At 71.6% G+C, this 22837-nt stretch carries 18 protein-coding genes; 10 read left to right on the top strand and 8 right to left on the bottom strand.

Going from position 1 to position 22837, the window contains the following annotated elements; genetic code table 11:
* Positions 1 to 224: 224 nt before the first annotated feature.
* The gene (dnaB, locus tag ACIA8Q_RS10145; protein WP_360212817.1) at positions 225 to 1862 is read right to left on the bottom strand and encodes a replicative DNA helicase; all 1638 of its coding nucleotides are present in this window, start codon (positions 1860 to 1862) and stop codon (positions 225 to 227) included.
* 452 nt (positions 1863 to 2314) lie between these two features.
* On the opposite strand from dnaB, the gene ACIA8Q_RS10140 reads away from it, so the two are divergent.
* Positions 2315 to 3655 carry an MATE family efflux transporter gene (locus tag ACIA8Q_RS10140; protein WP_360212819.1) on the top strand — a complete coding sequence of 447 codons (1341 nt, stop codon included), beginning with the start codon at positions 2315 to 2317 and terminating at the stop codon, positions 3653 to 3655.
* A 132-nt stretch (positions 3656 to 3787) separates the two neighbouring features.
* On the opposite strand, the gene rplI is transcribed toward ACIA8Q_RS10140, so the two are convergent.
* The 4 genes from rplI to rpsF form a co-directional block, all read right to left on the bottom strand.
* A complete protein-coding gene (gene rplI / locus ACIA8Q_RS10135) occupies positions 3788 to 4234 on the bottom strand; it encodes a 50S ribosomal protein L9 (RefSeq protein ID WP_360212821.1) in 447 nt (148 codons plus the stop codon).
* Positions 4235 to 4251: 17 nt separating this feature from the next.
* Positions 4252 to 4488, bottom strand: coding sequence for a 30S ribosomal protein S18 (rpsR, locus tag ACIA8Q_RS10130; protein WP_030304537.1), 237 nt, complete (start codon positions 4486 to 4488; stop codon positions 4252 to 4254).
* 78 nt (positions 4489 to 4566) lie between these two features.
* Complete coding sequence (locus ACIA8Q_RS10125) at positions 4567 to 5169, bottom strand: single-stranded DNA-binding protein (protein WP_360212823.1); 603 nt, start codon at positions 5167 to 5169, stop codon at positions 4567 to 4569.
* Positions 5170 to 5265: 96 nt separating this feature from the next.
* Positions 5266 to 5556 (bottom strand): 30S ribosomal protein S6, encoded by a 291-nt coding sequence (gene rpsF, locus ACIA8Q_RS10120; protein ID WP_063348486.1) that lies wholly within the window; start codon positions 5554 to 5556, stop codon positions 5266 to 5268.
* A 316-nt stretch (positions 5557 to 5872) separates the two neighbouring features.
* Here rpsF and ACIA8Q_RS10115 point away from each other — a divergent pair, with 316 nt between their 5' ends.
* The 3 genes from ACIA8Q_RS10115 to ACIA8Q_RS10105 all read left to right on the top strand — a co-directional run bounded on the left by ACIA8Q_RS10115 (position 5873) and on the right by ACIA8Q_RS10105 (position 8518).
* On the top strand, positions 5873 to 6172 hold the full coding sequence (locus tag ACIA8Q_RS10115; protein WP_360212825.1) for a hypothetical protein: 300 nt from the start codon (positions 5873 to 5875) through the stop codon (positions 6170 to 6172).
* Between the two features lie 179 nt (positions 6173 to 6351).
* Complete coding sequence (locus ACIA8Q_RS10110) at positions 6352 to 7470, top strand: peptidoglycan bridge formation glycyltransferase FemA/FemB family protein (protein WP_360212827.1); 1119 nt, start codon at positions 6352 to 6354, stop codon at positions 7468 to 7470.
* A gap of 13 nt (positions 7471 to 7483) precedes the next feature.
* Positions 7484 to 8518 carry an alanine racemase gene (locus ACIA8Q_RS10105; protein WP_360212829.1) on the top strand — a complete coding sequence of 345 codons (1035 nt, stop codon included), beginning with the start codon at positions 7484 to 7486 and terminating at the stop codon, positions 8516 to 8518.
* 19 nt (positions 8519 to 8537) lie between these two features.
* On the opposite strand, the gene ACIA8Q_RS10100 is transcribed toward ACIA8Q_RS10105, so the two are convergent.
* Positions 8538 to 10115, bottom strand: coding sequence for a glycosyltransferase 87 family protein (locus ACIA8Q_RS10100; RefSeq protein WP_360212831.1), 1578 nt, complete (start codon positions 10113 to 10115; stop codon positions 8538 to 8540).
* Between the two features lie 157 nt (positions 10116 to 10272).
* Positions 10273 to 12933: a transglycosylase domain-containing protein gene (locus tag ACIA8Q_RS10095; RefSeq protein ID WP_360212833.1), complete on the bottom strand. Its 2661-nt coding sequence runs from the start codon at positions 12931 to 12933 to the stop codon at positions 10273 to 10275.
* A 353-nt stretch (positions 12934 to 13286) separates the two neighbouring features.
* Between ACIA8Q_RS10095 and ACIA8Q_RS10090 the strand changes: the two genes are divergently transcribed.
* The 5 genes from ACIA8Q_RS10090 (at position 13287) to ACIA8Q_RS10070 (ending at position 18465) form a co-directional block, all read left to right on the top strand.
* Positions 13287 to 13988 carry a PadR family transcriptional regulator gene (locus tag ACIA8Q_RS10090; RefSeq protein WP_360212834.1) on the top strand — a complete coding sequence of 234 codons (702 nt, stop codon included), beginning with the start codon at positions 13287 to 13289 and terminating at the stop codon, positions 13986 to 13988.
* A 126-nt stretch (positions 13989 to 14114) separates the two neighbouring features.
* Positions 14115 to 15197, top strand: a complete 1083-nt coding sequence (locus ACIA8Q_RS10085) for an inositol-3-phosphate synthase (RefSeq protein ID WP_313764715.1) — start codon at positions 14115 to 14117, stop codon at positions 15195 to 15197.
* Positions 15198 to 15331: 134 nt separating this feature from the next.
* The gene (locus ACIA8Q_RS10080; RefSeq protein ID WP_360212836.1) at positions 15332 to 16669 is read left to right on the top strand and encodes an MFS transporter; all 1338 of its coding nucleotides are present in this window, start codon (positions 15332 to 15334) and stop codon (positions 16667 to 16669) included.
* 96 nt (positions 16670 to 16765) lie between these two features.
* Positions 16766 to 17398: a hypothetical protein gene (locus tag ACIA8Q_RS10075; protein WP_360212838.1), complete on the top strand. Its 633-nt coding sequence runs from the start codon at positions 16766 to 16768 to the stop codon at positions 17396 to 17398.
* A gap of 53 nt (positions 17399 to 17451) precedes the next feature.
* Positions 17452 to 18465: a hypothetical protein gene (locus tag ACIA8Q_RS10070; protein ID WP_360212840.1), complete on the top strand. Its 1014-nt coding sequence runs from the start codon at positions 17452 to 17454 to the stop codon at positions 18463 to 18465.
* Between the two features lie 60 nt (positions 18466 to 18525).
* Here ACIA8Q_RS10070 and ACIA8Q_RS10065 read toward each other — a convergent pair whose 3' ends face one another.
* Positions 18526 to 19932, bottom strand: coding sequence for a CCA tRNA nucleotidyltransferase (locus tag ACIA8Q_RS10065; RefSeq protein WP_387900762.1), 1407 nt, complete (start codon positions 19930 to 19932; stop codon positions 18526 to 18528).
* Between the two features lie 370 nt (positions 19933 to 20302).
* Between ACIA8Q_RS10065 and ACIA8Q_RS10060 the strand changes: the two genes are divergently transcribed.
* The gene (locus tag ACIA8Q_RS10060; RefSeq protein WP_396316978.1) at positions 20303 to 22825 is read left to right on the top strand and encodes a DUF6049 family protein; all 2523 of its coding nucleotides are present in this window, start codon (positions 20303 to 20305) and stop codon (positions 22823 to 22825) included.
* Positions 22826 to 22837 lie beyond the last annotated feature (12 nt).

The raw sequence follows: 22837 nt of genomic DNA, 5'->3' as shown, positions 1-22837 counted from the left end.
CCCGGCTGTCCTCCGGCCGGCCCGGGCCGCGGACGGGGAGCGGACGGGGAGCGGACGGACCCTAGGGCGTGTCTTTCGGATCACGTCGGATCAGCGGGCGTCGTTGGGGTGCGTGCATCGGCGGCGCCGAGGAGGGAGTCCATGCGGAGCATCGGCGACTGACGAGAAGCCGGCGAGGTGCGTGCCCCGGCGGCGACCGCCTGGCGTGATCCGAAAGACACGCCCTAGTCCCGGGTCATGTCGACGAAACGGGAGTAGTGGCCCTGGAAGGCCACCGTGATGGTGGCGGTGGGGCCGTTTCGGTGCTTGGCGACGATCAGGTCGGCCTCGCCCGCCCGGGGGGACTCCTTCTCGTACGCGTCCTCGCGGTGCAGCAGGATGACCATGTCGGCGTCCTGCTCGATCGAGCCGGACTCGCGCAGGTCGGAGACCATCGGGCGCTTGTCGGTGCGCTGCTCGGGGCCACGGTTCAGCTGGGAGAGCGCGATCACCGGCACCTCCAGCTCCTTGGCCAGCAGCTTCAGGTTTCGCGACATGTCGGAGACCTCCTGCTGGCGGTTCTCGGCCCGGCGGGAGCCGCCGGACTGCATCAGCTGGAGGTAGTCGATGACGACCAGCTTGATGTCGTTGCGCTGCTTGAGCCGGCGGCACTTGGCCCGGATCTCCATCATCGACAGGTTCGGCGAGTCGTCGATGAACAGCGGTGCCTCGCTGACGTCCGGCATCCGGCGGGCGACCCGCGTCCAGTCGTCGTCGGTCATGCTGCCGGAGCGCATGTGGTGCAGCGCGACCCGGGCCTCGGCCGACAGCAGGCGCATGGCGATCTCGTTGCGGCCCATTTCGAGCGAGAAGATCACGCTCGGCAGCTTGTGGTGGATCGAGCAGGCCCGCGCGAAGTCCAGCGCCAGGGTCGACTTTCCCATCGCGGGACGGGCGGCGATGACGATCATCTGGCCGGGGTGCAGGCCGTTGGTGAGCGCGTCGAAGTCGGCGAAGCCGGTCGGGACGCCGGACATCTGGCCGTTGCGGGAGCCGATCGACTCGATCTCGTCGAGCGCGCCCTCCATGATGTCGGCGAGCGGCGCGTAGTCCTCGTTGGTGCGCTGCTCGGTGACGGCGTAGATCTCCGCCTGGGCGGCGTTGACGATCTCGTCGACGTCGCCCTCGGCCGCGTAGCCCATGCCGGCGATCCGGGTGCCGGCCTCGACCAGCCGGCGCAGCACCGCGCGCTCGTGGACGATCTGGGCGTAGTACTCGGCGTTGGCGGCCGTCGGGACGGAGTTGACCAGGGTGTGCAGGTAGGACGCCCCGCCGACGCGCTGCAGCTCGCCGCGCTTGGTGAGCTCGCCGGCCACGGTGATCGGGTCGGCCGGCTCACCGCGGGCGTAGAGGTCGAGGATGGCGCCGTGCACCAGCTCGTGCGCGGGCCGGTAGTAGTCGGCCGGCTTGAGGACCTCGACCACGTCGGCGATGGCGTCCTTGGAGAGCAGCATGCCGCCGAGGACGGACTGCTCGGCCGCGAGGTCCTGCGGGGGGACCCGCTCGAAGCCGTCCCCGCCGCCCTGGCCCTCGTCGTCGCGGCGCTGCCAGCCGCCCTCGCGGCCGCCGTCGCGCTGGGAGCCGCCCTTGCCGCCCTTGCCGCCCTGGAAGCCGCCCTTCTGGAAGCCGCCGTCACGGCCGCCCTGGCCGCCCCCCTGACCGCCACCCTGGCCGCCGCGGGCGCGGGAGACCGGGAGCCGGTCGCCGGGGCCGTCCGGGAACGGCGCGTCGTCGAAGGCACCGGCCGGGAAGGGGTCCTCCGCGGTCGGCCAGTCCTCCTCCGGCGGCGGGGCGTCGTGGTCGTCGTACTGGGGGCCGGTCACGCGTGTTCCCCGTTCAGCGAGTGGTGCGAGATGGAGCGGGCCTTGCCGGTGGCTGGGTGGAGCTGAGCCGCTCCTCTTTGTACGCCACGGCTCCGACAAATCGGACGCCGGGGCGGGCTGGAGTGTCGGGCGGAGGGCCCACGCTAAGGCGCCGGGAGCCGTTCAGCCAAGGCGGTTATCCACAGGGGGTGTGGACGAGCGCCGCCGTCCTGTGGAGAAGTGCCGCAAAGCTGTGGACACCCCTGTGGAAGGTCCTGTGGATAACCCGACCATCGATCCACCGTCAACCCGTTGACCTGGGACTACCTCGATCCGGGCCTGTGCATGAGAAATTCTTCACACACCTCCGAACGGCTGTGGGCACCGAGCGGGCCGGGCGCGTCGCTCAAGAATTCGAGTAATGATCGCCTGGCCCTGGCAACCATTACCTGTGGATGAGTAGCCTGGAGCCCATGACCGTCTCGCCCACCGCCCCGACCCCGTCCAGACGCCGGCACGACCGGGAGATCCTCGCGCTGGCCGTCCCGGCCTTCGGTGCGCTGGTCGCCGAGCCGCTCTTCCTGATGGCCGACTCGGCGATCGTCGGGCACCTCGGCACCCCGCAGCTGGCCGGTGTCGGGGTGGCCGCCGCCGCGCTCTCCACCGCGACGGGCGTGTTCGTGTTCCTCGCCTACGCCACCACCGCCGCGGTGGCCCGCCGGATCGGGGCCGGGGACCGCCGGGGCGCCGTCCAGCAGGGCGTCGACGGCATCTGGCTGGCCCTCGGCCTGGCCGTCCCGGTGGTCCTGCTCACCCTGCTGCTGGCCCCCTGGACCGCCGACGTCCTGGGCGCCTCGCCCACCGCCGCCCCCTACGCCGTGACCTACCTGCGGATCAGCGCCCTGGGGATCCCGGCGATGCTCATGGTGCTCGCGGCCACCGGCGTGCTGCGCGGCCTCCAGGACACCCGGACCCCGCTGCTGGTGGCCGTCGCGGGCTTCGCCGCCAACATCGGGCTGAACGCCGGACTGGTCTACGGGGCCGGGCTCGGGGTGGCCGGTTCGGCCTGGGGCACCGTGCTGGCGCAGACCGGGATGGCCGCCGCCTACCTGGTCGTGGTGGTCCGCGGGGCGCGCCGCGAGCAGGCCTCCCTGCGGCCCGACGCGGCCGCCATCCGGGCCGGGGCCAGGGCCGGCGGCCCGCTGCTGGTGCGCACGGTGAGCCTGCGCGCGGTGCTGATGATCGCCACCGCGGTGGCCGCCCGGCTCGGGGACGACCAGGTGGCCGCCCACCAGATCACCATGACCCTGTTCAGCTTCCTGGCCTTCGCCCTGGACGCCATCGCGATCGCCGGGCAGGCGATCATCGGCCGCTACCTGGGCGCCTCGGACGTGCCGGGAGCCCGGGCCGCCACCAGACGGATGGTCGAGTGGGGGATCGGCTCCGGGGTGGTGCTCGGCCTGCTGGTGGTGGTGGCCCGCCCGCTCTACGTGCCGCTGTTCACGCCCGATCCGGCGGTGCAGGGCCAGCTGGACACCGCCCTGCTGCTGCTCGCGCTGAGCCAGCCGGTGGCCGGTCTGGTCTTCGTGCTGGACGGCGTGCTGATGGGCGCCGGGGACGGCCCCTACCTGGCCCGGGCTGCGATCGCGACCCTGGTGGTGTTCACCCCGGTGGCCGTCGCGGTGCCCGCCACCGGCGCCGGGCTGGCCGGGCTCTGGTGGGCGATGAACCTGTTCATCCTGGTCCGGGCTGCCTTCCTGGTCGGCCGGGCGCGCGGCGGGCGCTGGCTGGTGACCGGCGCCGTCCGGGCGTAGGCCGCTCCGGGCCGCTCCACCGGGCCTTCCCGGGGCGGCGTCGACCGCCCGAGCAGCCGCGGGTACGACTGAGGGAACGACTGAGGGCCGGGCTCCCGGAGGAGCCCGGCCCTCAGGCCACTGCTACGGAACTCAGGCGGCGACGACGGCGACGTCGAGGTTGGCCTGGACGTCGGCGTGCAGCTTGACCGAGACCTTGTGGGTGCCCACGGTCTTGATCGGCGAGGCGATCGCGACGGCGCGCTTGTCCACGGCCGGGCCGCCGGCGGCCTTGATGGCCTCGACGACGTCGGACTGGGTCACCGAGCCGAACAGGCGGCCGGCGTCACCCGAGCGGACGGCCAGCTTGACCTGGACGCCCTCGAGCTGACCCTTGACCTCGTTGGCGGCCTCGAGGGTCTGGATCTCGTGGATCTTGCGGGCGCGACGGATGGCGTCGACGTCCTTCTGGCCGCCCTTGGTCCAGCGGATGGCGAAGCCACGCGGGACCAGGAAGTTGCGGGCGTAGCCGTCCTTGACCTCGACGACCTCGCCGGCGGAGCCGAGACCCGGCACCTCGTGCGTGAGGATGATCTTCATTACTTGGTCACCCTCTCTTAGCGCGCGGTGCTGGTGTAGGGCAGCAGCGCCATCTCACGGCTGTTCTTCACGGCCGTGGCGACGTCACGCTGGTGCTGGGTGCAGTTGCCGGTGACCCGGCGGGCACGGATCTTGCCACGGTCGGAGATGAACTTCCGCAGCAGGTTCGTGTCCTTGTAGTCAACGTAGTTGACCTTGTCCTTGCAGAAGACGCAAACCTTCTTCTTCGGCTTGCGAGCAGGCGGCTTCGCCATTGTGTGCTCCATTTGGGGTTCACGGCCCGGCGGGCGTCCTGGGACGCCGCGGCCGGGCCGCACGAAATCTGTCAGCTCTTAGAACGGGGGCTCTTCCGAGTAGCCGCCACCGGACGGGGCACCCCAGCTGCCGCCGCCCTGCTGGCCGCCGGACGGAGTGCTGGACGCCCACGGGTCGTCGGAGGGGCCGGACTGGCCGCCGCCGGAGTTTCCACCCCAGCCGCCGCCGCCCTGCTGGCCGCCGCCGCCTCCCCAGTTGCCGCCACCCTGGCCGCCGCCCTGCTGGCCGCCGAAGCCGCCACCGGGAGCGCCGGACCGGTTGGCCCGGGTGACCTTGGCGGTCGCCGAGCGCAGGCTCGGGCCGACCTCGTCGACCTCGACCTCGAAGACCGTCCGCTTCTCGCCTTCCTTGGTCTCGTAAGACCGCTGGCGCAGTCGGCCCTGCACGATGACGCGCATGCCCCGCTGCAGCGACTCGGCCACGTTCTCCGCCGGCTGCCGCCAGACGTTGCACGTGAGGAAGAGGCTCTCGCCGTCCTTCCACTCGTTCGTCTGACGGTCGAAGGTGCGGGGGGTGGACGCGATACGGAACTTCGCGACCGCCGCACCCGACGGGGTGAAGCGCAGCTCGGGGTCGTCGACGAGATTGCCGACGAGGGTGATGACGGTCTCGCCTGCCATGGTGGTGATGACCTCTCGGGAAGATGTCCGTTCACCGCTGTTTCACGTGAAACAGCGGACGCGAGCTACCCGAGACCCGAAGGCCTCAGAGGTGGCTCAGTGGGTGTCCGGGCGCAGGACCTTGGTCCGCAGAACCGACTCGCTCAGGCCCATCTGGCGGTCGAGCTCCTTGACGACCTCAGGCGTGGCCTTCAGGTCGATGACCGAGTAGATGCCCTCGGACTGCTTGTTGATCTCGTAAGCCAGACGGCGACGACCCCAGGTGTCGACCTTCTCCACCTTGCCGCCGGCGTTGCGGACGACGGTGAGGAAGTTCTCGATCAGGGGGGAGACAGCGCGCTCCTCGACCGAGGGGTCGAGGATGACCATCACCTCGTAGTGACGCATGGGTAACCCACCTCCTTTGGACTCAACGGCCACGGTCTCTCCGTGGCAGGAGGGTTGTGCAGCGTCGGCACCGGAGCAGTGACGACACCGGCCACCGTAGCGGCCGGGTCCGACAGCGGGCCCCGCTCACCCCGGAGGGGGTGGTCGCCCGGAAGAGGGCGCAAGGGGGCACAACTACACCAGTGCAGACGGCCAACCCTACCCGCACCCGTACGGCCGAACAAAACGCATAGGGGTTGTGAGAGCGGCCCAACCGCCGCAATCTGGACGGAACGGGATTCCTGCTCGTTCGTCTCCACGCCAGGAGGTGGGACACATGGCCCAGTCCGTCCACCACATGCCGGCCCTCACGCTGAACACCGACGGCCACCCGCACCCCCGCGAGAACACCCTGGTGGCCCTCACGGCCGTGCTGGGAGTGATCGCCTTCACGACCTCGTTCTTCCACAACCTCCACCTGCTGACCTCGTGGACCGGTCTGTTCGGGATCGTCACCGGGCTGCTGGGCGTGTTCGTCTCGGTCACCACGGCCGAGCGGTTCGTGCTGATGGTCAGCCTCGGCGCCTCGGCCGTCGGCTTCTACCTGGGGATGGCCCGCGGGGGACTCTGGGGCTGAACCCGGCCCCCGGCCGCCCCGCGCGGAACCCTGGGCGCCCCCGTGGCGTATCTGCAAGGAGACAGGTACGCGACGGGGGCGCCGTCACGCCCGGGGACTCGGGCGTCCGGGCCCCGGACGATAGGGTCAGCCCGAGAACCTGGGGCTCACCGCAGCCCGACCGACGAGGAGCACCGAGCATGAGCCTGCGCCTGAGGACGATCACCCGCGAGGAGCACCTCGCCTTCATCAGGAGCCGTGCCTCGGCCAGCCACATGCAGGTCCCGTCCTGGGGCGACGTGAAGGCCGAGTGGCGATCGGAGTCGATCGGCTGGTTCGACGAGGCCAACCAGCTCGTCGGCGCCGGCCTGGTGCTCTACCGGCAGCTGCCCAAGGTCAAGCGCTACCTCGCCTACCTGCCCGAGGGCCCGGTCATCGACTGGTTCGACCGCGACCTCGACCGCTGGCTCTCCCCGATGCTGGCGCACCTGAAGTCCCAGGGCGCCTTCTCGGTGAAGATGGGCCCGCCGGTGGTCATCCGCCGCTGGAACGCCCCCACCATCAAGGAGGCCATCGCCGCCAAGCAGGCCAAGCGCCTGCGCGACATCGAGGCCGACTGGTACGAGCCGCGCGCCTTCGAGGTGGCCGACCGGCTGCGCAAGGCGGGCTGGCTGCAGGGCGAGGACGGCGGCGCCGGCTTCGGCGACGTCCAGCCCCGCTACGTGTTCCAGGTGCCGCTGGCCAACCGCTCGCTGGACGACATCCAGAAGGGCTTCAACCAGCTCTGGCGCCGGAACATCAAGAAGGCCGAGAAGAGCGGCGTCGAGGTGTTCCAGGGCGGCTACGACGAGCTGCCGATCTTCCACCAGCTCTACCTGGTCACCGCCGAGCGCGACCGCTTCACCCCGCGCCCGCTGTCCTACTTCCAGCGGATGTGGAAGGCCCTCACCGCCGAGGACCCCAACCGAATGCGGCTCTACATCGCCTACCACGAGGGCGAGCCGCTGGCCGCGACCACGATGCTCGTGGTCGGCGAGCACGTCTGGTACTCGTACGGCGCCTCGGCCAACCACAAGCGCGAGGTCAAGCCCTCCAACGCGATCCAGTGGCGCATGATGCGCGACTCCTACGCCCTCGGCGGCGGCGTGTACGACCTGCGCGGCATCAGTGACACCCTGGACGAGAACGACCATCTGTTCGGCCTGATCCAGTTCAAGGTCGGCACCGGCGGCCAGGCGGCCGAGTACCTCGGCGAGTGGGACTTCCCGCTCAACAAGCTGCTGCACAAGGCCCTCGACCTCTACATGTCCCGCCGCTGAGGAGGCTGACCCGATGACGCTGTCGCTCTACCTCGACACCGAACGCTGGCGCGCCCACCAGCGCACCGTGCTGGCCGAGTTCCCCGGACTGGTGCCGGTCGCCAAGGGGAACGGCTACGGCCTGGGCAACCACCGGCTGGCCGAGGAGGCGACGCTGCTCGGCACCGGCGTGCTGGCCGTCGGCACCGCGTACGAGGCGGCCGACGCCGCCGAGTGGTACGGCGGCGAGCTGCTGGTCCTCACCCCGTACCGGGTCGGCGAGGAGGTGCTGCCGCTGCCGCACGCCCGGGTGATCCGGACGGTGGCGAACCTGGACGCCCTGCGGGCACTGCCCGGCGCCCGGGTGGTGGTGGAGTGCATGACCACGATGCGCCGGCACGGGGTCTCCGCCGCCGAGCTCCCGGCGGTCGCCGCCGAGCTGGACGGCGTGGCCTTCGAGGGCCTGGCCCTGCACCTGCCGATGGACCGGCCGGACGGCTCCAGCCCGGTCGAGGAGGTCGCCCACTGGGTGGACACCGCCCGGGCCGCCGGGCTGCCGGTGCACACCGTGTACGTCAGCCACCTGGGCGCGGCCGGCATGGAACAGCTGGCCCAGCGCTACCCGGACACCGTCTTCCGCGCCCGGATCGGCACCCGGCTCTGGCTGGGCGACCACGGCGCCCTGGAGGTCCGGGCCACCGTGCTGGACGTCACCCCGGTGCGCAAGGGCGACCGCTACGGCTACCGCCAGCACCCGGCGCCGTCCGACGGCCACATCGTGGTCGTGGCCGGCGGCACCGCGCACGGCATCGGCCTGGAGGCGCCCAAGTACGTGCAGGGCATGTCCTCGCGGGCCAAGGGCATCGCCCGGGCCGGTCTGGCGACGGTCAACAAGACCAAGTCGCCGTTCCACTGGGCGGGCAAGCAGCTCTGGTTCGCCGAGCCGCCGCACATGCAGGTCTCGCTGCTGTTCCTGGACGGGGAGACCAAGGCCCCCGCGATCGGCGAGGAGCTCGGTCTCCAGGTGCGGCACACCACCACGCACTTCGACCGCGTGGTGGACCGCTGACCGTCCGTCCGGGCGGGGCCTACGGCTTGTCGGCCGGCTCCAGCAGCTGCGGCTCACCGAGCCACTGCTCGGCGCCGGCCGGCGCGTACCCGGCGTAGCTCTCCTCCTCGCGCAGCCGGCGGGCGGTGCCGAGCACGAAGGCGTCCGGGGCGCGGTCGAACACGCCGCCGGACGGGTCGTCGGTGCCGTCCCAGCGCACCGGGTCGCGGTCCGGCAGCAGGACGTCGCGGACCACCATGACGACCAGGTAGAGCGTCCCCAGCAGGTGCAGCACGACCGCGAACTGGTACCAGGCCTCGCCGATGCCGTGCTGCTTGGGCCCGGTGACGAAGCCCAGGTAGGACCAGATGCCCAGGGTGTAGAGCACCTCGCAGGCCTGCCAGACCAGGAAGTCCCGCCAGCGCGGCCGGGCCAGCACCGCGAGCGGCAGCAGCCAGAGCGCGTACTGCGGCGAGTACACCTTGTTGACCAGGACGAACAGGGCGACCACCAGGAAGGCCAGCTGCGCGAAGCGCGGGCGGCGCGGCGCCGAGAGCGTCAGCCACGTGACGGCCAGGCAGCCCAGCACCATCAGCACGCCGATGTAGAGGTCGAGGTCGGCCAGGCCCGCCCCGCGGTTCTGCATCAGGATCACCCAGAACGAGCCGTAGTCCTCGGCGCGGTGCTTGCTGAAGACGTAGAAGGTCGACCAGCCCTGCCAGTTGGCGATCATGATCGGCAGGTTGACGACCAGCCAGGCGCCGAGCGCGCCACCCAGCGCCGCGCGGAACTCGCGCCACTTCCCGGTCCGCCAGCAGAGCACCAGCAGCGGGCCCAGCAGCAGCACCGGGTAGAGCTTGGCCGCGGTGGCCAGGCCGATGAAGACGCCCGCCCAGCCGGGCCGGGAGCCGGCCCACCAGGCCATCGCCACGGCGGCCAGCGCGACCGCGAGCAGGTCCCAGTTGACCGTGCCGTTCAGCAGCAGCACGGGGGCCAGCGCGAACAGCAGGGCGTCCCACGGGCGCCGGCGGTGGGTGCGCGAGAGCGCCACCACGGCCACCACGGCGCAGGCCATCAGCATCCCGGCGTTGATCGCCCAGAACCACTGCTCCTGGCTCTGCTGGGTGCCGCCGCCCGGCGTCAGCCAGGCCGCCAGCTGCATGAACAGCCCGGTGAGCACCGGGTACTCGAGATACTGGAGGTCTCCGGAGGTGCCCGGGATGCGGTCCACGTAGGGGTGCAGCCCGGCCGAGAAGCCGCGGCCGGAGAACAGGTGCGGGATGTCGCTGTAGCAGGCGTGGATGTACTGCGGCGAACCCGGCTGGAACCAGGCCTGCTGGTAGCAGGGCGCCTTCTGCAGCATCCCGAGCACCGAGACCACGATCACCGCCAGCGCCAGGAAGCGCGCCGGGATCCACCAGGAGACGCCCAGCAGCGCCCGGCGGCCGGGCGGGCCGCCGATCACCTCGCTGCCGGCCGCCGCCACCGGGTCCTCGTCGGCCGGGACGACCACGGTGTTGGCCGGCGGGGCGGCCGTGCCGACGGCGGGCTGGGCCGGCCCTGCGGCGTCGCCGGTCCCGACCGGGGCGGCGGATTCGTCACGATCGCTCGACGTCATGCCGGACATCCTGCCGCACCGGCCCGACCGGGACGAGGAGGACCCCGTTCCGGTGCGGCCGCGGCCGCGGCGGTCGGCGGCGAATCATGACGAAACGGCGGCGGCGGCCCTCCGCAGAGGACCGCCGCCGCCGTTCGCCCGTTCGACGGGAGGTGGATCAGCCCGCCGGGGCGACCTGGCCGCCGCCTCCCGGGGTGCTGGTGGGCTTGCCCGACTTGGTCGGCGACGTCGTGGTGGTGGGCGGGTCGGTCGGCGTCGTCGTGGGCTGGGTCGAGTTGCACAGGCCGGGCAGGATGCAGGTGTTCGTCGGACCGGGGTGGGTCTTGGTCGGCTGCGTCTGGGTCGGCTGCGGGGCCGGGCAGTCCACGCCCGGGACGCAGTTCCCGCCGCCCTGGGTGGGCACGGGCGGCTGCGGCGGGTTGTTGCCGCCGGCCGGCTGCGTCTGGGTCGGGCCGGGCTGCTGGGTCGGCGGGGCCGTCGGGGTGTCGGTCATCGTCGGCGAGGCCGTCGGGGACGCCGTGCTCGGGGCGCCGGAGGAGTCCACCTCGGTGCCGACGGGCTGCGGGGTCGGGAAGTCCATCTTCTTCTCGTTGGCCAGGGCGGCCTTCATGTACCGGGTGAAGACGTCGGTCGGGATGTCACCACCGTGGATGGACTCCTTGCCGCCGGTGCCGTTGAGCGACAGCCGCTCGTGCTTGGTCGGGTCCTCGCGCCACATCGCGACGCTGGTGACCAGCTGCGGGGTGTAGCCGACCCACCAGGCCGACTTGTTCTGGTCGGTGGTACCGGTCTTGCCGGCCACCGGGCGGCCCAGCGCGTTGCTCTTGCTACCCGTACCGTTCTTGGCCACGTTCACCAGCACGTCGGTGACGTTGTCCGCGACGGCCGGCTCCAGCGCCACCTTGGCGTCCTTCTTGCCGAAGCCCGCGCGCTCCCTGCCGTCCACCTCGACCTTGGTGACCGAGTAGGGCTCGGACTCCTTGCCGCTGGCCGCCAGCGTGCCGTAGGCGGTGGCCATCCGGATCGGGCTGATGGTGGAGGTGCCGAGGGCGAAGGTCGGGGTCTTCGGGTCGGCGAAGCTCTCCTTCTTGATGCCCATCTGCTCGGCGATGTTGGCCACGTTCTGGCCGCCGACGTCCTGGTTGAGCTGGACGAACGGCACGTTGTACGACCACTGCATGGCCTGCCGCAGCGAGACGTAGCCGCGCTTGCCGCTGTCCTCGTTCTTCTGCCGGTAGGGCTTGCCGTCGTCGCCGATCACCAGCGAGCCGTCGGGCTTGCGGATCTCGGACATGTCGTCGGAGAGGTAGCGGCTGTCGGCGTTGATCCGCTTCGGCTTGCCCTTGTCGTCGGTGGCCGTCTGGACGCCGACCTGCATCGCGGTGGCCAGCACGAAGGGCTTGAAGGTCGAGCCGACCTGGACGCCGATGGCGTCGGCGTTGTTGTCGAAGTGGCCGTTCTCCACGCCGTCGCCGCCGTACAGGGCGACGATCGCACCGTCGCCCGGGCGGATGCTGGCGGAGCCGAACTGCACCCACTTGTCCTGGTCGGGGCGCTTCTGCAGGTTGAGGTTCTCGTTCTTGACGTCGTCGACGGCCTTCTTCAGGGCGTCGACCTTGTCCTTCTCGAACGTGGTGTAGATCTTCAGGCCGCCCTTGTCGATCATCTGCTGGGTGATCGTCTTGTCGGTGGCCATCACGTACTTGTTGGCGGTGTCGACCAGGTAGCTGACCTCACCGTTCATGTTGGAGCTGGGCTTCAGCGGGACCGGGTCCGGGAAGGTGGTGCACTTCGCCCGCTCCTCCGCCGTGGCGTTCTTGGTCTCCACCATCCGGTCGAGGATCCACTTCCAGCGGTCCTCGGCGCGCTGGCGGTTGGCGGCCTTGGTGGGGTCGTAGTAGTTCGCGCCCTTCAGCAGCCCGGCCAGCATGGCGCTCTGGCAGAGGTTGAGGTCCTTGGCGTTGACGCCGTAGTACGCCTGGGCGGCGGCCTGCGCGCCGTTGGCGTTGCGGCCGAACCAGCTGGTGTTGAGGTAGCCCTTCAGGATGTCGGGCTTCTCCATCTTCTGATTGATCTTCAGCGTGATGAAGAACTCCCTGACCTTGCGGGTCAGGGTCTGCTCCTGGCTCAGGTAGGCGTTCTTGACGTACTGCTGGGTGATCGTCGAGGCGCCCTGGGTCTCCCCGCCCTTCGCCATGTTGTAGACGGCGCGCAGCATGCCCTTGGGGTCGACGCCGCTGTCGGTGCGGAAGGTCTCGTTCTCCGCGGCGATGACGGCGTTCTGCAGGGTGGGGCTGATGTCGGCGAGCTCGACGATCTGGCGGTTGGTGTCGCCCTTGCGGGTCATCTCCGTGCCGTCGGCCCAGTAGTAGATGGTGTTCTGATCCTTGACCAGGTCCTTGAGCTGCGGGATCTCGGTGGTCTGGTAGAGGTAGAACACGACGCCGACGCAGGCGGCGAAGACCGTCAGGAACGCGGTCAGCCACTGCTTCCAGGAGGGCAGCCAGCGCCGCACGCCGGTCTTGCCGAACCGCGGGTAGTCGATGAAGCGCTTCTTCCCGGGGTCGGCGGCGGCAGCGGCCGAGGCCGCGGCGGCACCGCGGCGACCCCCCTTGCCGCCCTTCTGCGCGGCCTTGCGCATCTCGGCGCGACCCATCCGGGGCTGCTGGGCGGTCTCCCGGACGCCCGGAGGGCGCCGGCGGCCGATCCCGTCCGAGCTCAGCTCGTCACGGCCGGGTCCGCCCTGACGGCCACCGCCACCCGGGGGCTGCTGCCCGTCACCGCCCGGGTCGGGCGTCCTTCGCCGTCGTTCGCTCATGTTGCAGCCACTCCTCGCCAGGCGGTTCCAGCCTGAAGGCAGGGTTCACGTCCGATGCCCGCCAACCGCCCTAACCCCGGAGGTGGTCCTCGTGCACACGCGACAGCGTACGCAGCAGAGAATCGCAACTAATCGGGCATCAGTCGCCAATAACCGCAAAACGGCAGCAGATCATTACACGCCCGTTGCCAATCTCCCCCGCGCGTCGGCTTGTGATCACATTCACGCGTGCCCCCCTTGCCCCTTTCGAGGGCCCGGTTTACTGTTCTCGATATATCGAGCCGATACATCGAGACGGCATACCGCCCGATGCAGCGGCCGGACGAGGGTCGAGAGGGAGGAGGACGACGGCAGTGGGCAGGCGCTCAGGAGTGTTGGAGTTCGCCGTTCTCGGCCTGCTCCACGACGCACCGATGCACGGCTACGAGCTGCGCAAACGCCTCAACGTCCTGCTCGGCACGCTGCGGGCGTTCTCCTACGGAACGCTCTACCCGTGCCTGAAGAGCCTGGTCGCCCAGGGTTTCCTGGTCGAGGACAACCCGGACGTCGAGTACGTCCCGGCCACCGCGCTCAACGGCAAGCGGTCCAAGACCGTCTACCGGCTCTCCCCCGAGGGCAAGCAGCGGTTCGAGGAGCTGCTCGCCGACTCCGGGCCGGACGCCTGGGAGGACGAGCACTTCGGCGTCCACTTCGCGTTCTTCGGCCAGACCGACCGGGCCGTGCGGATGCGCGTCCTGGAGGGGCGGCGCAGCCGGCTGGAGGAGCGTCTGGAGAAGATGCGCAACTCGCTGGCCCGGGCCCGCGAGCGGTTCGACGACTACACCGTCGAGCTGCAGCGGCACGGACTGGAATCGGTGGAGCGCGAGGTCCGCTGGCTCAACGAGCTGATCGAGACCGAGCGGGCCAACCGCACCGGCCGGACCGGGCCCGCCACCGGCGGCGGCACCACCGCCGCACCCCACAGGACTTCGGACGGCCGTGGCCAGGAGGAAGGGTCCCTGGACCCGCCCGGGCCACCGTACGACCGCCCGGGGCGCTCCGCCCAGGAGCGCTGACACCGCGCCAGCCCCGTGCCGCGCGGCAGGAGTGGGCGCCTCGCGCCCGTACAAGCAGTCATCGAAGAAGCAGGACGAGTGCCGTCGACCCCGGCGGTGCTCATGAGATCACAGGGAGCAACCGGAATGGGTTCGGTTCGCGTAGCCATCGTGGGCGTGGGCAACTGCGCCGCGTCGCTGGTGCAGGGTGTCGAGTACTACAAGGACGCCGACCCGGCCGGCAAGGTCCCCGGGCTGATGCACGTCCAGTTCGGCGACTACCACGTCCGTGACGTGGAGTTCGTCGCGGCGTTCGACGTCGACGCCAAGAAGGTCGGCTTCGACCTGGCCGACGCCATCGGCAACAGCGAGAACAACACCATCAAGATCTGCGACGTGCCGCCGACCGGCGTCACCGTCCAGCGCGGCCACACCCTCGACGGCCTGGGCAAGTACTACCTGGAGACCATCGAGGAGTCCGACGAGGCCCCGGTCGACGTCGTCCAGGTCCTCAAGGACCAGCAGGTCGACGTCCTGGTCTGCTACCTGCCCGTGGGTTCCGAGGCCGCGGCCAAGTTCTACGCGCAGTGCGCCATCGACGCCAAGGTCGCCTTCGTGAACGCCCTGCCGGTGTTCATCGCGGGCACCAAGGAGTGGGCGGACAAGTTCACCGAGGCCGGCGTGCCGATCGTCGGTGACGACATCAAGTCCCAGGTCGGCGCCACCATCACGCACCGCGTGATGGCCAAGCTGTTCGAGGACCGCGGTGTCATCCTCGAGCGCACCATGCAGCTGAACGTCGGCGGCAACATGGACTTCAAGAACATGCTCGAGCGCGAGCGCCTGGAGTCCAAGAAGATCTCCAAGACGCAGGCCGTCACCTCGCAGATCCGCGACCGCGAGCTGGGCGCCAAGAACGTCCACATCGGCCCCTCGGACTACGTGGCGTGGCTGGACGACCGCAAGTGGGCGTACGTCCGCCTCGAGGGTCGCGCGTTCGGCGACGTCCCGCTGAACCTGGAGTACAAGCTCGAGGTCTGGGACTCCCCGAACTCGGCCGGTGTCATCATCGACGCCGTGCGCGCCGCGAAGATCGCCAAGGACCGCGGCATCGGCGGCCCGATCCTGTCGGCCTCCTCGTACTTCATGAAGTCCCCGCCGGTCCAGTACTTCGACGACGAGGCCAAGGAGAACGTCGAGAAGTTCATCCGCGGCGAGGTCGAGCGCTGAGCGCTGAGCTGCACCGCGGGTGACCGCCCGTAGCGGCTCCGAAGGGCCCACGATCACCGGATCGTGGGCCCTTCACCGTTTCCCGGCCGATGTTTCACGTGAAACAACGGACGGATCCATGGCACCCTGAGCGGGTGGCGATCACCGAGAACGGCAGCACCCACCAGTCCCCGCACCGTGCCACGCTCCTCGGTCTCCTGCGCGGCCGGGACTTCCGGCGGCTGCTGACCGCCCGGGTGCTCTCCCAGCTCTCGGACGGCGTCTTCCAGGTCTCGCTCGCCGCCTACGTCGTGTTCTCCCCGGAGAAGCAGTCCTCCCCCGCCGACATCGCCTCGGTGCTGGCCGTGATGCTGCTGCCGTTCTCGGTGATCGGCCCGTTCGCCGGCGTGCTGCTGGACCGCTGGCGCCGCCGCCAGGTCCTCTACTACGGCAACCTGGCCCGCTTCGGGCTCGGGCTGGGCACCGGCGCACTGCTGCTGGCGGAGGCGCCGACCTGGCTGTTCTTCGCCTCGGCGCTGCTGGTCACCGCGCTCAACCGGTTCATCCTGGCCGGCCTGTCCGCCGCCCTCCCCCGGGTGGTGGAGCAGGACCGGCTGGTGACCGCCAACGCCCTCTCCCCCACCCTGGGCACGGTCGCCGCGGCCTCCGGCGGCGGCATCGGCTTCCTGCTGCACCAGGTGATGGCCCCGGGGCCGCGGGCGGACGCAGCGCTGGTGACGGTGGCCTCGCTGCTCTACCTGTCGGCCGCGCTGGCCGCCCGCCGGATGGACCGCGACCTGCTCGGCCCGGAGCAGCACGGGGACCGGCCCGCGCTCGGCCAGGCCCTGGTCCGGGCCGCCGTCGAGCTCGGTGCCGCCGTCCGCCACCTGGCCCGGGACTGCCGGCCCGCCGTCCACGCGCTGGCGGCCGTCACCGCGGCCCGGTTCTGCTACGGCGTGCTGATCGTGGTCGTGGTGATGCTCGCCCGCTACACCTTCAACGACCCGGCCGACAGCGCGGCCGGGCTGGTCACCCTCGGCCAGGCGGTCGGCCTCTCCGCCGCCGGGTTCTTCATCGCCGCGGTGATCAGCCCCTGGTGCACCCGCCGGCTCGGACTGGCCGGCTGGATGACGGTCTGCCTCGCGGCGCCGGTGGTCTTCGTCCCGGCGCTCGGCCTGAGCTTCTCCCTGGTGCCCTGCCTGGTCGCGGCGCTGCTGCTCGGGGTGGTCACCCAGGGCACCAAGATCTGTGCCGACACGGTGGTCCAGGAGTCGGTCGAGGACGAGTACCGCGGCCGGGTGTTCGCCATCTACGACGTGCTGTTCAACGTGGCCTTCGTGGCGGCCGCCCTGGTCACCGCGCTGGTGCTGCCGCTGTCCGGCCGCTCGGTCGCGGTGGTCGGCGGGGTGTCCGCGGTGTACGCGATCTCCGCGGCCCTCTACCTGCGCGCCGCCCGGCGGGACGAGCCCCTCCCCGGCGGCCCGTCCTCCTGACCCCCCCGGGCCCTCGGGACCGACGGCGTCCGAGCGAGTCGCTAAGGTACGTCAGACCTGTCGGAGCGACAGCACTCGGTCTCGGGGGACGAACTGATGAGCACACCGCCCAACCCGTACGGGCCGCCGCCGGCGTACGGCCAGCCTCAGCCGGCCTACGGGCCGCCGCAGCCCGGGTACGGACAGCAGCCGCCCGCGGGGCCGTACGGGTACCCGCAGCCGGCCCCGCCGCAGCCCGCGCCCGGCTACGGGCCGCCCCCGGGGTACGGCCCGCCGCAGCCCGGCGCCCAGCCGCCGTACGGGCAGCAGCCCCCCGCCGGGCCCTACGGGTACCCGCAGCCCGGACCGGCCGGCCAGGCCCCCGCGGCACCCGCCAAGAAGCGCGGGACCAAGGCCAAGCTGAAGGCCGTCGGGCTGGTCGGCGGCTGCATCGCCCTGGCCGTCGGCTACTTCGTGAGCGGTCCGAGCGTCAGCAGCGCCAAGCCCGGCGACTGCGTCAAGGTGAGCGGTTCACGCGACGTCGAGATCGCCAAGTGCACTGACTCCAAAGCGAATTACCGCGTCCTGTCGACGTTCGACAACACCACCGACGTGAACCGCTGCAAGCAGACGCCGCAGACCACCAGTGCCGTGTCGGGCAAGAGCGGACGCCGCTGGAACAAGAAGCGGTACGTGCTCTGCCTCGGCCCGCTGGCCCGCACCGGCACCCCGCCGGTCGGGAAGTCCTGACCTCTCCGCCACCACCGTCCCCGGGGGACCTCTTGTCCGTTCCGCCGCCCCAGATGCCGTACGGCGCGCAGCCGCCCAACGACGGCAACCCGTACGCCACCGGTAACCCGTACGGCCAGCCGACTCCGCCACCCCCGCCGTCGGGCCCGCCCGGCTACGGCTACCCGGCCGCCCCGCCGCCGCCCGACCAGGCGTACGGCTACCCCCAGCAGTCCGCGCCCGGCTACGGCTACGGGTACCCGCAGCCCGGGCCGCAGGACGGGCCCACCTGCCGCTTCTGCGGCGGATTCCCGGCCGTGGACACCACCGTCCGCGGCCACCAGGGCCTGGTCCTGGCCTACCGGATGCTGCGGATGTCCGGCCCGTTCTGCCGCACCTGCGGGACGGCGACGGTGCGCGACATGTCCGCCCGCACCCTGGTCCAGGGCTGGTGGAGCCCGGTCTCGGTGCTGCTGGCCCCGATCACCCTGCTGCTGAACCTGATCCCCAACGGCCGGGTCAAGCAGCTGCCGTACCCCGTCCCGGGCAGCCACGGACCGCAGCTCGACCCCGGCGTCCCGCTGACCCGGCGGCCGCACATGCTGGCGCTGCTGCTGCCGCTGTCGCTGGTCCTGACGATCGTGCTGGCCGCCACCGGGGTGCTCGGCCCCAAGAAGGACGACCCGGTCACGCCGGTCTCGGTGCCCACGGTGACGGTGCCCCCGGTGACCACCTTCTCGCCGCCGCCGCTGCCGACGTACACCCCGCGGCCGGTGCCCACGCCGACGTTCACGCTCCCGCCGGTGGCCACCCCCAGCGCCACTCCGGACGGCATCGACGACGCCAAGATCGGCGACTGCCTGCGCAACGAGAACGGCACCGGCGCCACCCACGACGCCAGCCCGAAGATCACCATGCTGCCCTGCAGCGACTCCCGCGCCCAGTACAAGGTGGTCTGGAAGTACTTCGCCACCTCCGACGACAAGGTCTGCGAGAAGCAGCCGAAGTCGGACAGCACCTACACCCGCACCTACTCCAACCTGACGGCGCTGAGCTACGTGCTCTGCCTGCAGAGCGTCAACGGCTGACGGGCACCCGCCCGGAGGGGGCGGCTCCGGCCGCGGCCGGGGCCGCCCCCTCCGGCGTGCTCAGCCCTGCTGCGCCGCCCACCAGGCGCGCAGCGCGGCGACCGCCTCGTCGTGCTCCATCGGGCCGTGCTCCAGCCGGAGCTCGAGCATGTGCTTGTAGGCCCTGCCGACCTGCGGCCCGGGCTTGAGGTCGAGCAGCTCCATGATCTGGTTGCCGTCCAGCGCCGGGCGGACGGCGTCCAGCTCCTCCCGCGCCTTGAGCTCGGTGATCCGCTCCTCCAGGCCGTCGTAGGTGCGCGACAGCGCCGCCGCCTTCTTGCGGTTGCGGGTGGTGCAGTCGGAGCGGGTGAGCTTGTGCAGGCGCTCCAGGAGCGGGCCGGCGTCGGTGACGTAGCGGCGCACCGCGGAGTCCGTCCACTCGCCGCCGCCGTAGCCGTGGAAGCGCAGGTGCAGCTCGACCAGGCGCGAGACGTCCTCGGTGAGCTCCTTGGAGTACTTGAGCTCGCGCATCCGCTTGCGGGTCATCTTCGCGCCGACCACCTCGTGGTGGTGGAAGGAGACCCGGCCGTCCGACTCGAACCGGCGGGTGCGCGGCTTGCCGATGTCGTGCAGCAGTGCGGCCAGCCGCAGGGTGAGGTCCGGGCCCTCCTGCTCCAGGTCGACGGCCTGCTCCAGGACGGTCAGCGAGTGCTCGTAGACGTCCTTGTGCCGGTGGTGCTCGTCGCGCTCCAGCCGAAGCGCGGGCAGCTCGGGCAGCACGTGGTCGGCCAGGCCGGTGTCGACCAGCAGCCGCAGGCCCTTGACCGGGTGCTTGGCGAGCAGCAGCTTGTTCAGCTCGGCCTGGACCCGCTCGGCGGAGACGATGGCGATCCGCTCGGCCATCGCGGTCATCGCCGCGACGACCTCGGGGGCCGGGTCGAAGTCGAGCTGGGCGGCGAACCGGGCCGCGCGCATCATCCGCAGCGGGTCGTCGGAGAAGGACTCCTCGGGGGTGGCGGGGGTGCGCAGCACCCGGGCCTCCAGGTCCTCCAGGCCGTGGTGCGGGTCCACGAAGCCGCGGCCGGGCAGGTCGACCGCCATCGCGTTGACCGTGAAGTCCCGGCGGACCAGGTCCTCCTCGATGGTGTCGCCGTAGGTGACCTCGGGCTTGCGGGACGTCCGGTCGTACGCCTCGCAGCGGTAGGTGGTGATCTCGATCAGGAAGGAGCCCTGGGGGGTGTCCTTGCGGGCGCCCACGGTGCCGAAGGCGATGCCGACGTCCCAGACCGCGTCCGCCCAGCCCCTGACCAGCTTCAGCACCTGCTCCGGTCGGGCGTCCGTGGTGAAGTCCAGGTCGTTGCCGAGCCGGCCGAGCAGGGCGTCCCGCACCGAGCCGCCGACCAGGGCCAGCCGGTGACCGGCCGCCTGGAACCGGCGGGCGATCTCGTCGGCGACCGGCGACACCCGCAGCAGCTCTTGCAGCCCCATCGTCTGGGCCTCGCTCAGGCCTGGGACGGCCTGCACGGCGGTGCTGGAACGGTCGGTGCGCGCGGTGGACTCATTGGCAGTGGACACGGCTCACAAGGGTACGTGCCCCGGAAGGTCAACCGCCCGCGCGTTTTGGGCGTCTCACCCCAAGGCCCGCAACACTGCATCCCGGGCTGCATCGTTACCATGCCGGTGGACGGGTTCGGGCACCGGACTGGGGATGCGGTGTCGCGTGCCACCGCGACCGGCGGAGCAGAGCGCCGGAACCGGTCGGGCATCCGCGGCACCAACGCGGCGAAGAGCGTCAGGCGAAGAGCGTCATGCGAACAGCATCAGCAGCGAGCGATCGAGAACGGCGAGGGCGGAACGAGTGAGTGAGCCGGCACGGCACTCGGGCCTGGGGGCGCACCGACAGTCTGGACGGGCCGACGACCCCGCCGGGGGGCCCGGGCCCGGGACGCGCGCGCGCCGCGCGGCCCGTCGGCTCGCCGCCGCCTGCGGGGCCGCCCTGACCCTGTTCGCGGCGGCCGCCCCGGCCACCGCGCTGCCCGCGGGCGGCAACGTCCGGCCGGCCGCGGACAGCGGCGTCTCGGCCGAGTCCCCGGTGGTGATGACCATCGAGTCGATGACGCCGCAGGTGGCCGCCCCGAACGGCGTGGTCACCATCACCGGGCACGTCACCAACGCCGGCAAGGCGGCGCTCAAGGACGCCCACGCGGCCGTCCGCAAACCCAACTCGGGCAAGCCGCTGCAGCGGCGCAACGACCTGTCCCTGGTGGCCGGCCGGACCGTCCCGACCGGTCAGGACGGCGTGGAGCTGGACAGCCCGCAGTTCGCCCTGCCCCCGCTCGGCCCCGGTCAGAGCCAGCCGTACACCCTGGGCGTCGCGGTGAACGAGCTCGGGATGTCCGAGAGCGGCGTCTACGAGCTCGCGGTGGACGCCTGGGGCGCCACCGCGGACAACCCGCGCGAGCGCGCCCTGGGCATCGCCCGGACCTTCCTGCCGTACAACCCGGGCGGCGCCGCCGAGGCCCAGCCGACCAGGGTCACCACGCTCTGGCCGCTGGTGCACGCGCCCGTCCTGGCCGCGCAGACCTACGCCGAGAACGACCAGACCGTCCCGGTGCTGCGGGACGACAGCCTGGCCGCCGAGTTCGCCCCGGGCGGCCGGCTCTACGAGCTGGTGGACACCGGCGCCAAGCTGAACGGGCTGACCTGGGTGGTCGACCCGGACCTGCTGGACACCGCCTTCGCGATGACCAAGCCGTACCGGGTGCAGAAGCCGGGCGCCGACGGCAAGCCCGCCAAGGAGGACAACACCTTCCTCGGAACCGGCTCCGCGGCCGCCACGGCCTGGCTGGACAAGCTGCGGGCGGCCGTCGCCAAGCAGGGCTCCCAGGTGGTGTCACTGCCGTACGCCGACCCGGACCTCGCCTCGATCGCGCACAACGGCGCGGACCTGGCCGGCATGGGCACCGCCCTGGGCAAGGCGGCGACCGCCGGCCGGCTGACCGTCGAGGGCCGGCTGTCCGTGGACACCCGCTCGGACGTGGCCTGGCCGTACCAGGGCTACCTGGACCAGCAGATCGCCGGCGTCGCCCAGCAGTCCGGCAGCGGCCTGGTCCTGGTCAACGGCGCGAGCATGCCGGAGCCGGACTCGATGACCTACACGCCGTCCGCGGTGCGGCCGATCGGCAACGGGCAGAACGCGGTGGTCGCCGACGAGACGGTCTCCGGGCTGTTCCAGGGCGACCTCGGCACCCCGCAGGCGCAGACCCTGGCCGTCCAGCGCTTCCTCGCCGAGACCTACACGATCACCCACGAGCAGCCGCAGAACCAGCGCGGACTGCTGGTGATGCCGCCGCGCGACCTGACCGTGAACACCGCCAAGGCGCTGGCGAGCGCCCTGTCCGCGGCGTCCGACAAGTGGCTGGCGCCGGTCAAGCTGGACACCCTGGCCCAGGGCCCGGCGGACCAGAAGGCCACCACGGCCGTGCCCCCCGCCACCGACTACCCGACCCGGGCCCGTGCCTCGGAACTCCCCGCCGCAGCCCTGACCAGCACCGACGGGATCCAGCACAACCTGGACATGCTGATGCGGGTGCTCACCCTGCCGCAGCGGGTGCGCGGCCCCTTCAGCGCCGCGATGGTCCGCTCGCTGTCCACCGAGTGGCGCGCCGAGGCACCGTCCGGGGCGGCCTACCGCGCCGGCGTCGCCGTGTACCTGAACGAACTGATCGAGGCCGTCCGGGTGCCGCAGAAGAGCGCGGTCACCCTCTCCGGCGACACCGGCCTGCTGCAGGTCAGCGTCCGCAACGACCTCACCCAGCCGGTCACCAACCTCAAGCTGGTGCTCACCTCCACCCAGCCGAACCGGCTGAAGGTGAAGACCGAGGAGCAGCTGGTCATCCCCGCCTCGGCCAGCATCACCCTCCGCTTCCAGGCCGAGGCCCACAACAACGGGCCGGTCACCATGACCGCCCAGCTGTGGACCACCGGCCCCAACGCGGAGAAGTACGGCGACGAGCAGAACTTCCGGGTCGAGGTCACCTCGGTGACCAACGGGGTGCTCTACGTCTTCGCGGGCGCCGCCGTCCTGCTGCTGCTGGCCGCGCTGCGCTTCGTCCGCCAGCGCAAGCGGCGCGCCGGGCAGCCGCACGCCGACGGCGACCAGCCGGTGGAGGGCCCGGCGGCCGGCGCCGCCCGGGAGCCGGCCGGGGACGGGACCGCGGACGACGCCGCGGACGGTACCGGCGCCGGATCCGGAGCCGGGGGCCACCCGGAGGACGCCGCCGACCAGGACACCACCGGTGACGGGCCGGCGCGGACACCGCGCGGCAGCAGCGCGGATGGCCGGGATCGGGCCGCCAGTGATGAGAAGGTTGGTCCTTGATACCGCCGACCC

This window comes from Kitasatospora sp. NPDC051705 (genome assembly GCF_044453265.1).
In the GTDB taxonomy this organism is placed as follows: Bacteria; Actinomycetota; Actinomycetes; order Streptomycetales; family Streptomycetaceae; genus Kitasatospora.
This window is presented reverse-complemented; position numbering and strand designations above follow the sequence as displayed.

What these genes read in the sequence shown, in the direction of transcription:
- rplI (WP_360212821.1), bottom strand. Translation starts at nt 4,234, where the DNA reads ATGAAGATCATCCTCACGCACGAGGTGCCGGGTCTCGGCTCCGCCGGC.
- ACIA8Q_RS10070 (WP_360212840.1), top strand. Translation starts at nt 17,452, where the DNA reads ATGCCGTACGGCGCGCAGCCGCCCAACGACGGCAACCCGTACGCCACC.
- ACIA8Q_RS10110 (WP_360212827.1), top strand. Translation starts at nt 6,352, where the DNA reads ATGAGCCTGCGCCTGAGGACGATCACCCGCGAGGAGCACCTCGCCTTC.
- ACIA8Q_RS10065 (WP_387900762.1), bottom strand. Translation starts at nt 19,932, where the DNA reads ATGGGGCTGCAAGAGCTGCTGCGGGTGTCGCCGGTCGCCGACGAGATC.
- ACIA8Q_RS10105 (WP_360212829.1), top strand. Translation starts at nt 7,484, where the DNA reads ATGACGCTGTCGCTCTACCTCGACACCGAACGCTGGCGCGCCCACCAG.
- ACIA8Q_RS10100 (WP_360212831.1), bottom strand. Translation starts at nt 10,115, where the DNA reads ATGACGTCGAGCGATCGTGACGAATCCGCCGCCCCGGTCGGGACCGGC.
- ACIA8Q_RS10125 (WP_360212823.1), bottom strand. Translation starts at nt 5,169, where the DNA reads ATGGCAGGCGAGACCGTCATCACCCTCGTCGGCAATCTCGTCGACGAC.
- ACIA8Q_RS10095 (WP_360212833.1), bottom strand. Translation starts at nt 12,933, where the DNA reads ATGAGCGAACGACGGCGAAGGACGCCCGACCCGGGCGGTGACGGGCAG.
- ACIA8Q_RS10085 (WP_313764715.1), top strand. Translation starts at nt 14,115, where the DNA reads ATGGGTTCGGTTCGCGTAGCCATCGTGGGCGTGGGCAACTGCGCCGCG.
- ACIA8Q_RS10075 (WP_360212838.1), top strand. Translation starts at nt 16,766, where the DNA reads ATGAGCACACCGCCCAACCCGTACGGGCCGCCGCCGGCGTACGGCCAG.
- ACIA8Q_RS10140 (WP_360212819.1), top strand. Translation starts at nt 2,315, where the DNA reads ATGACCGTCTCGCCCACCGCCCCGACCCCGTCCAGACGCCGGCACGAC.
- rpsR (WP_030304537.1), bottom strand. Translation starts at nt 4,488, where the DNA reads ATGGCGAAGCCGCCTGCTCGCAAGCCGAAGAAGAAGGTTTGCGTCTTC.
- ACIA8Q_RS10115 (WP_360212825.1), top strand. Translation starts at nt 5,873, where the DNA reads ATGGCCCAGTCCGTCCACCACATGCCGGCCCTCACGCTGAACACCGAC.
- rpsF (WP_063348486.1), bottom strand. Translation starts at nt 5,556, where the DNA reads ATGCGTCACTACGAGGTGATGGTCATCCTCGACCCCTCGGTCGAGGAG.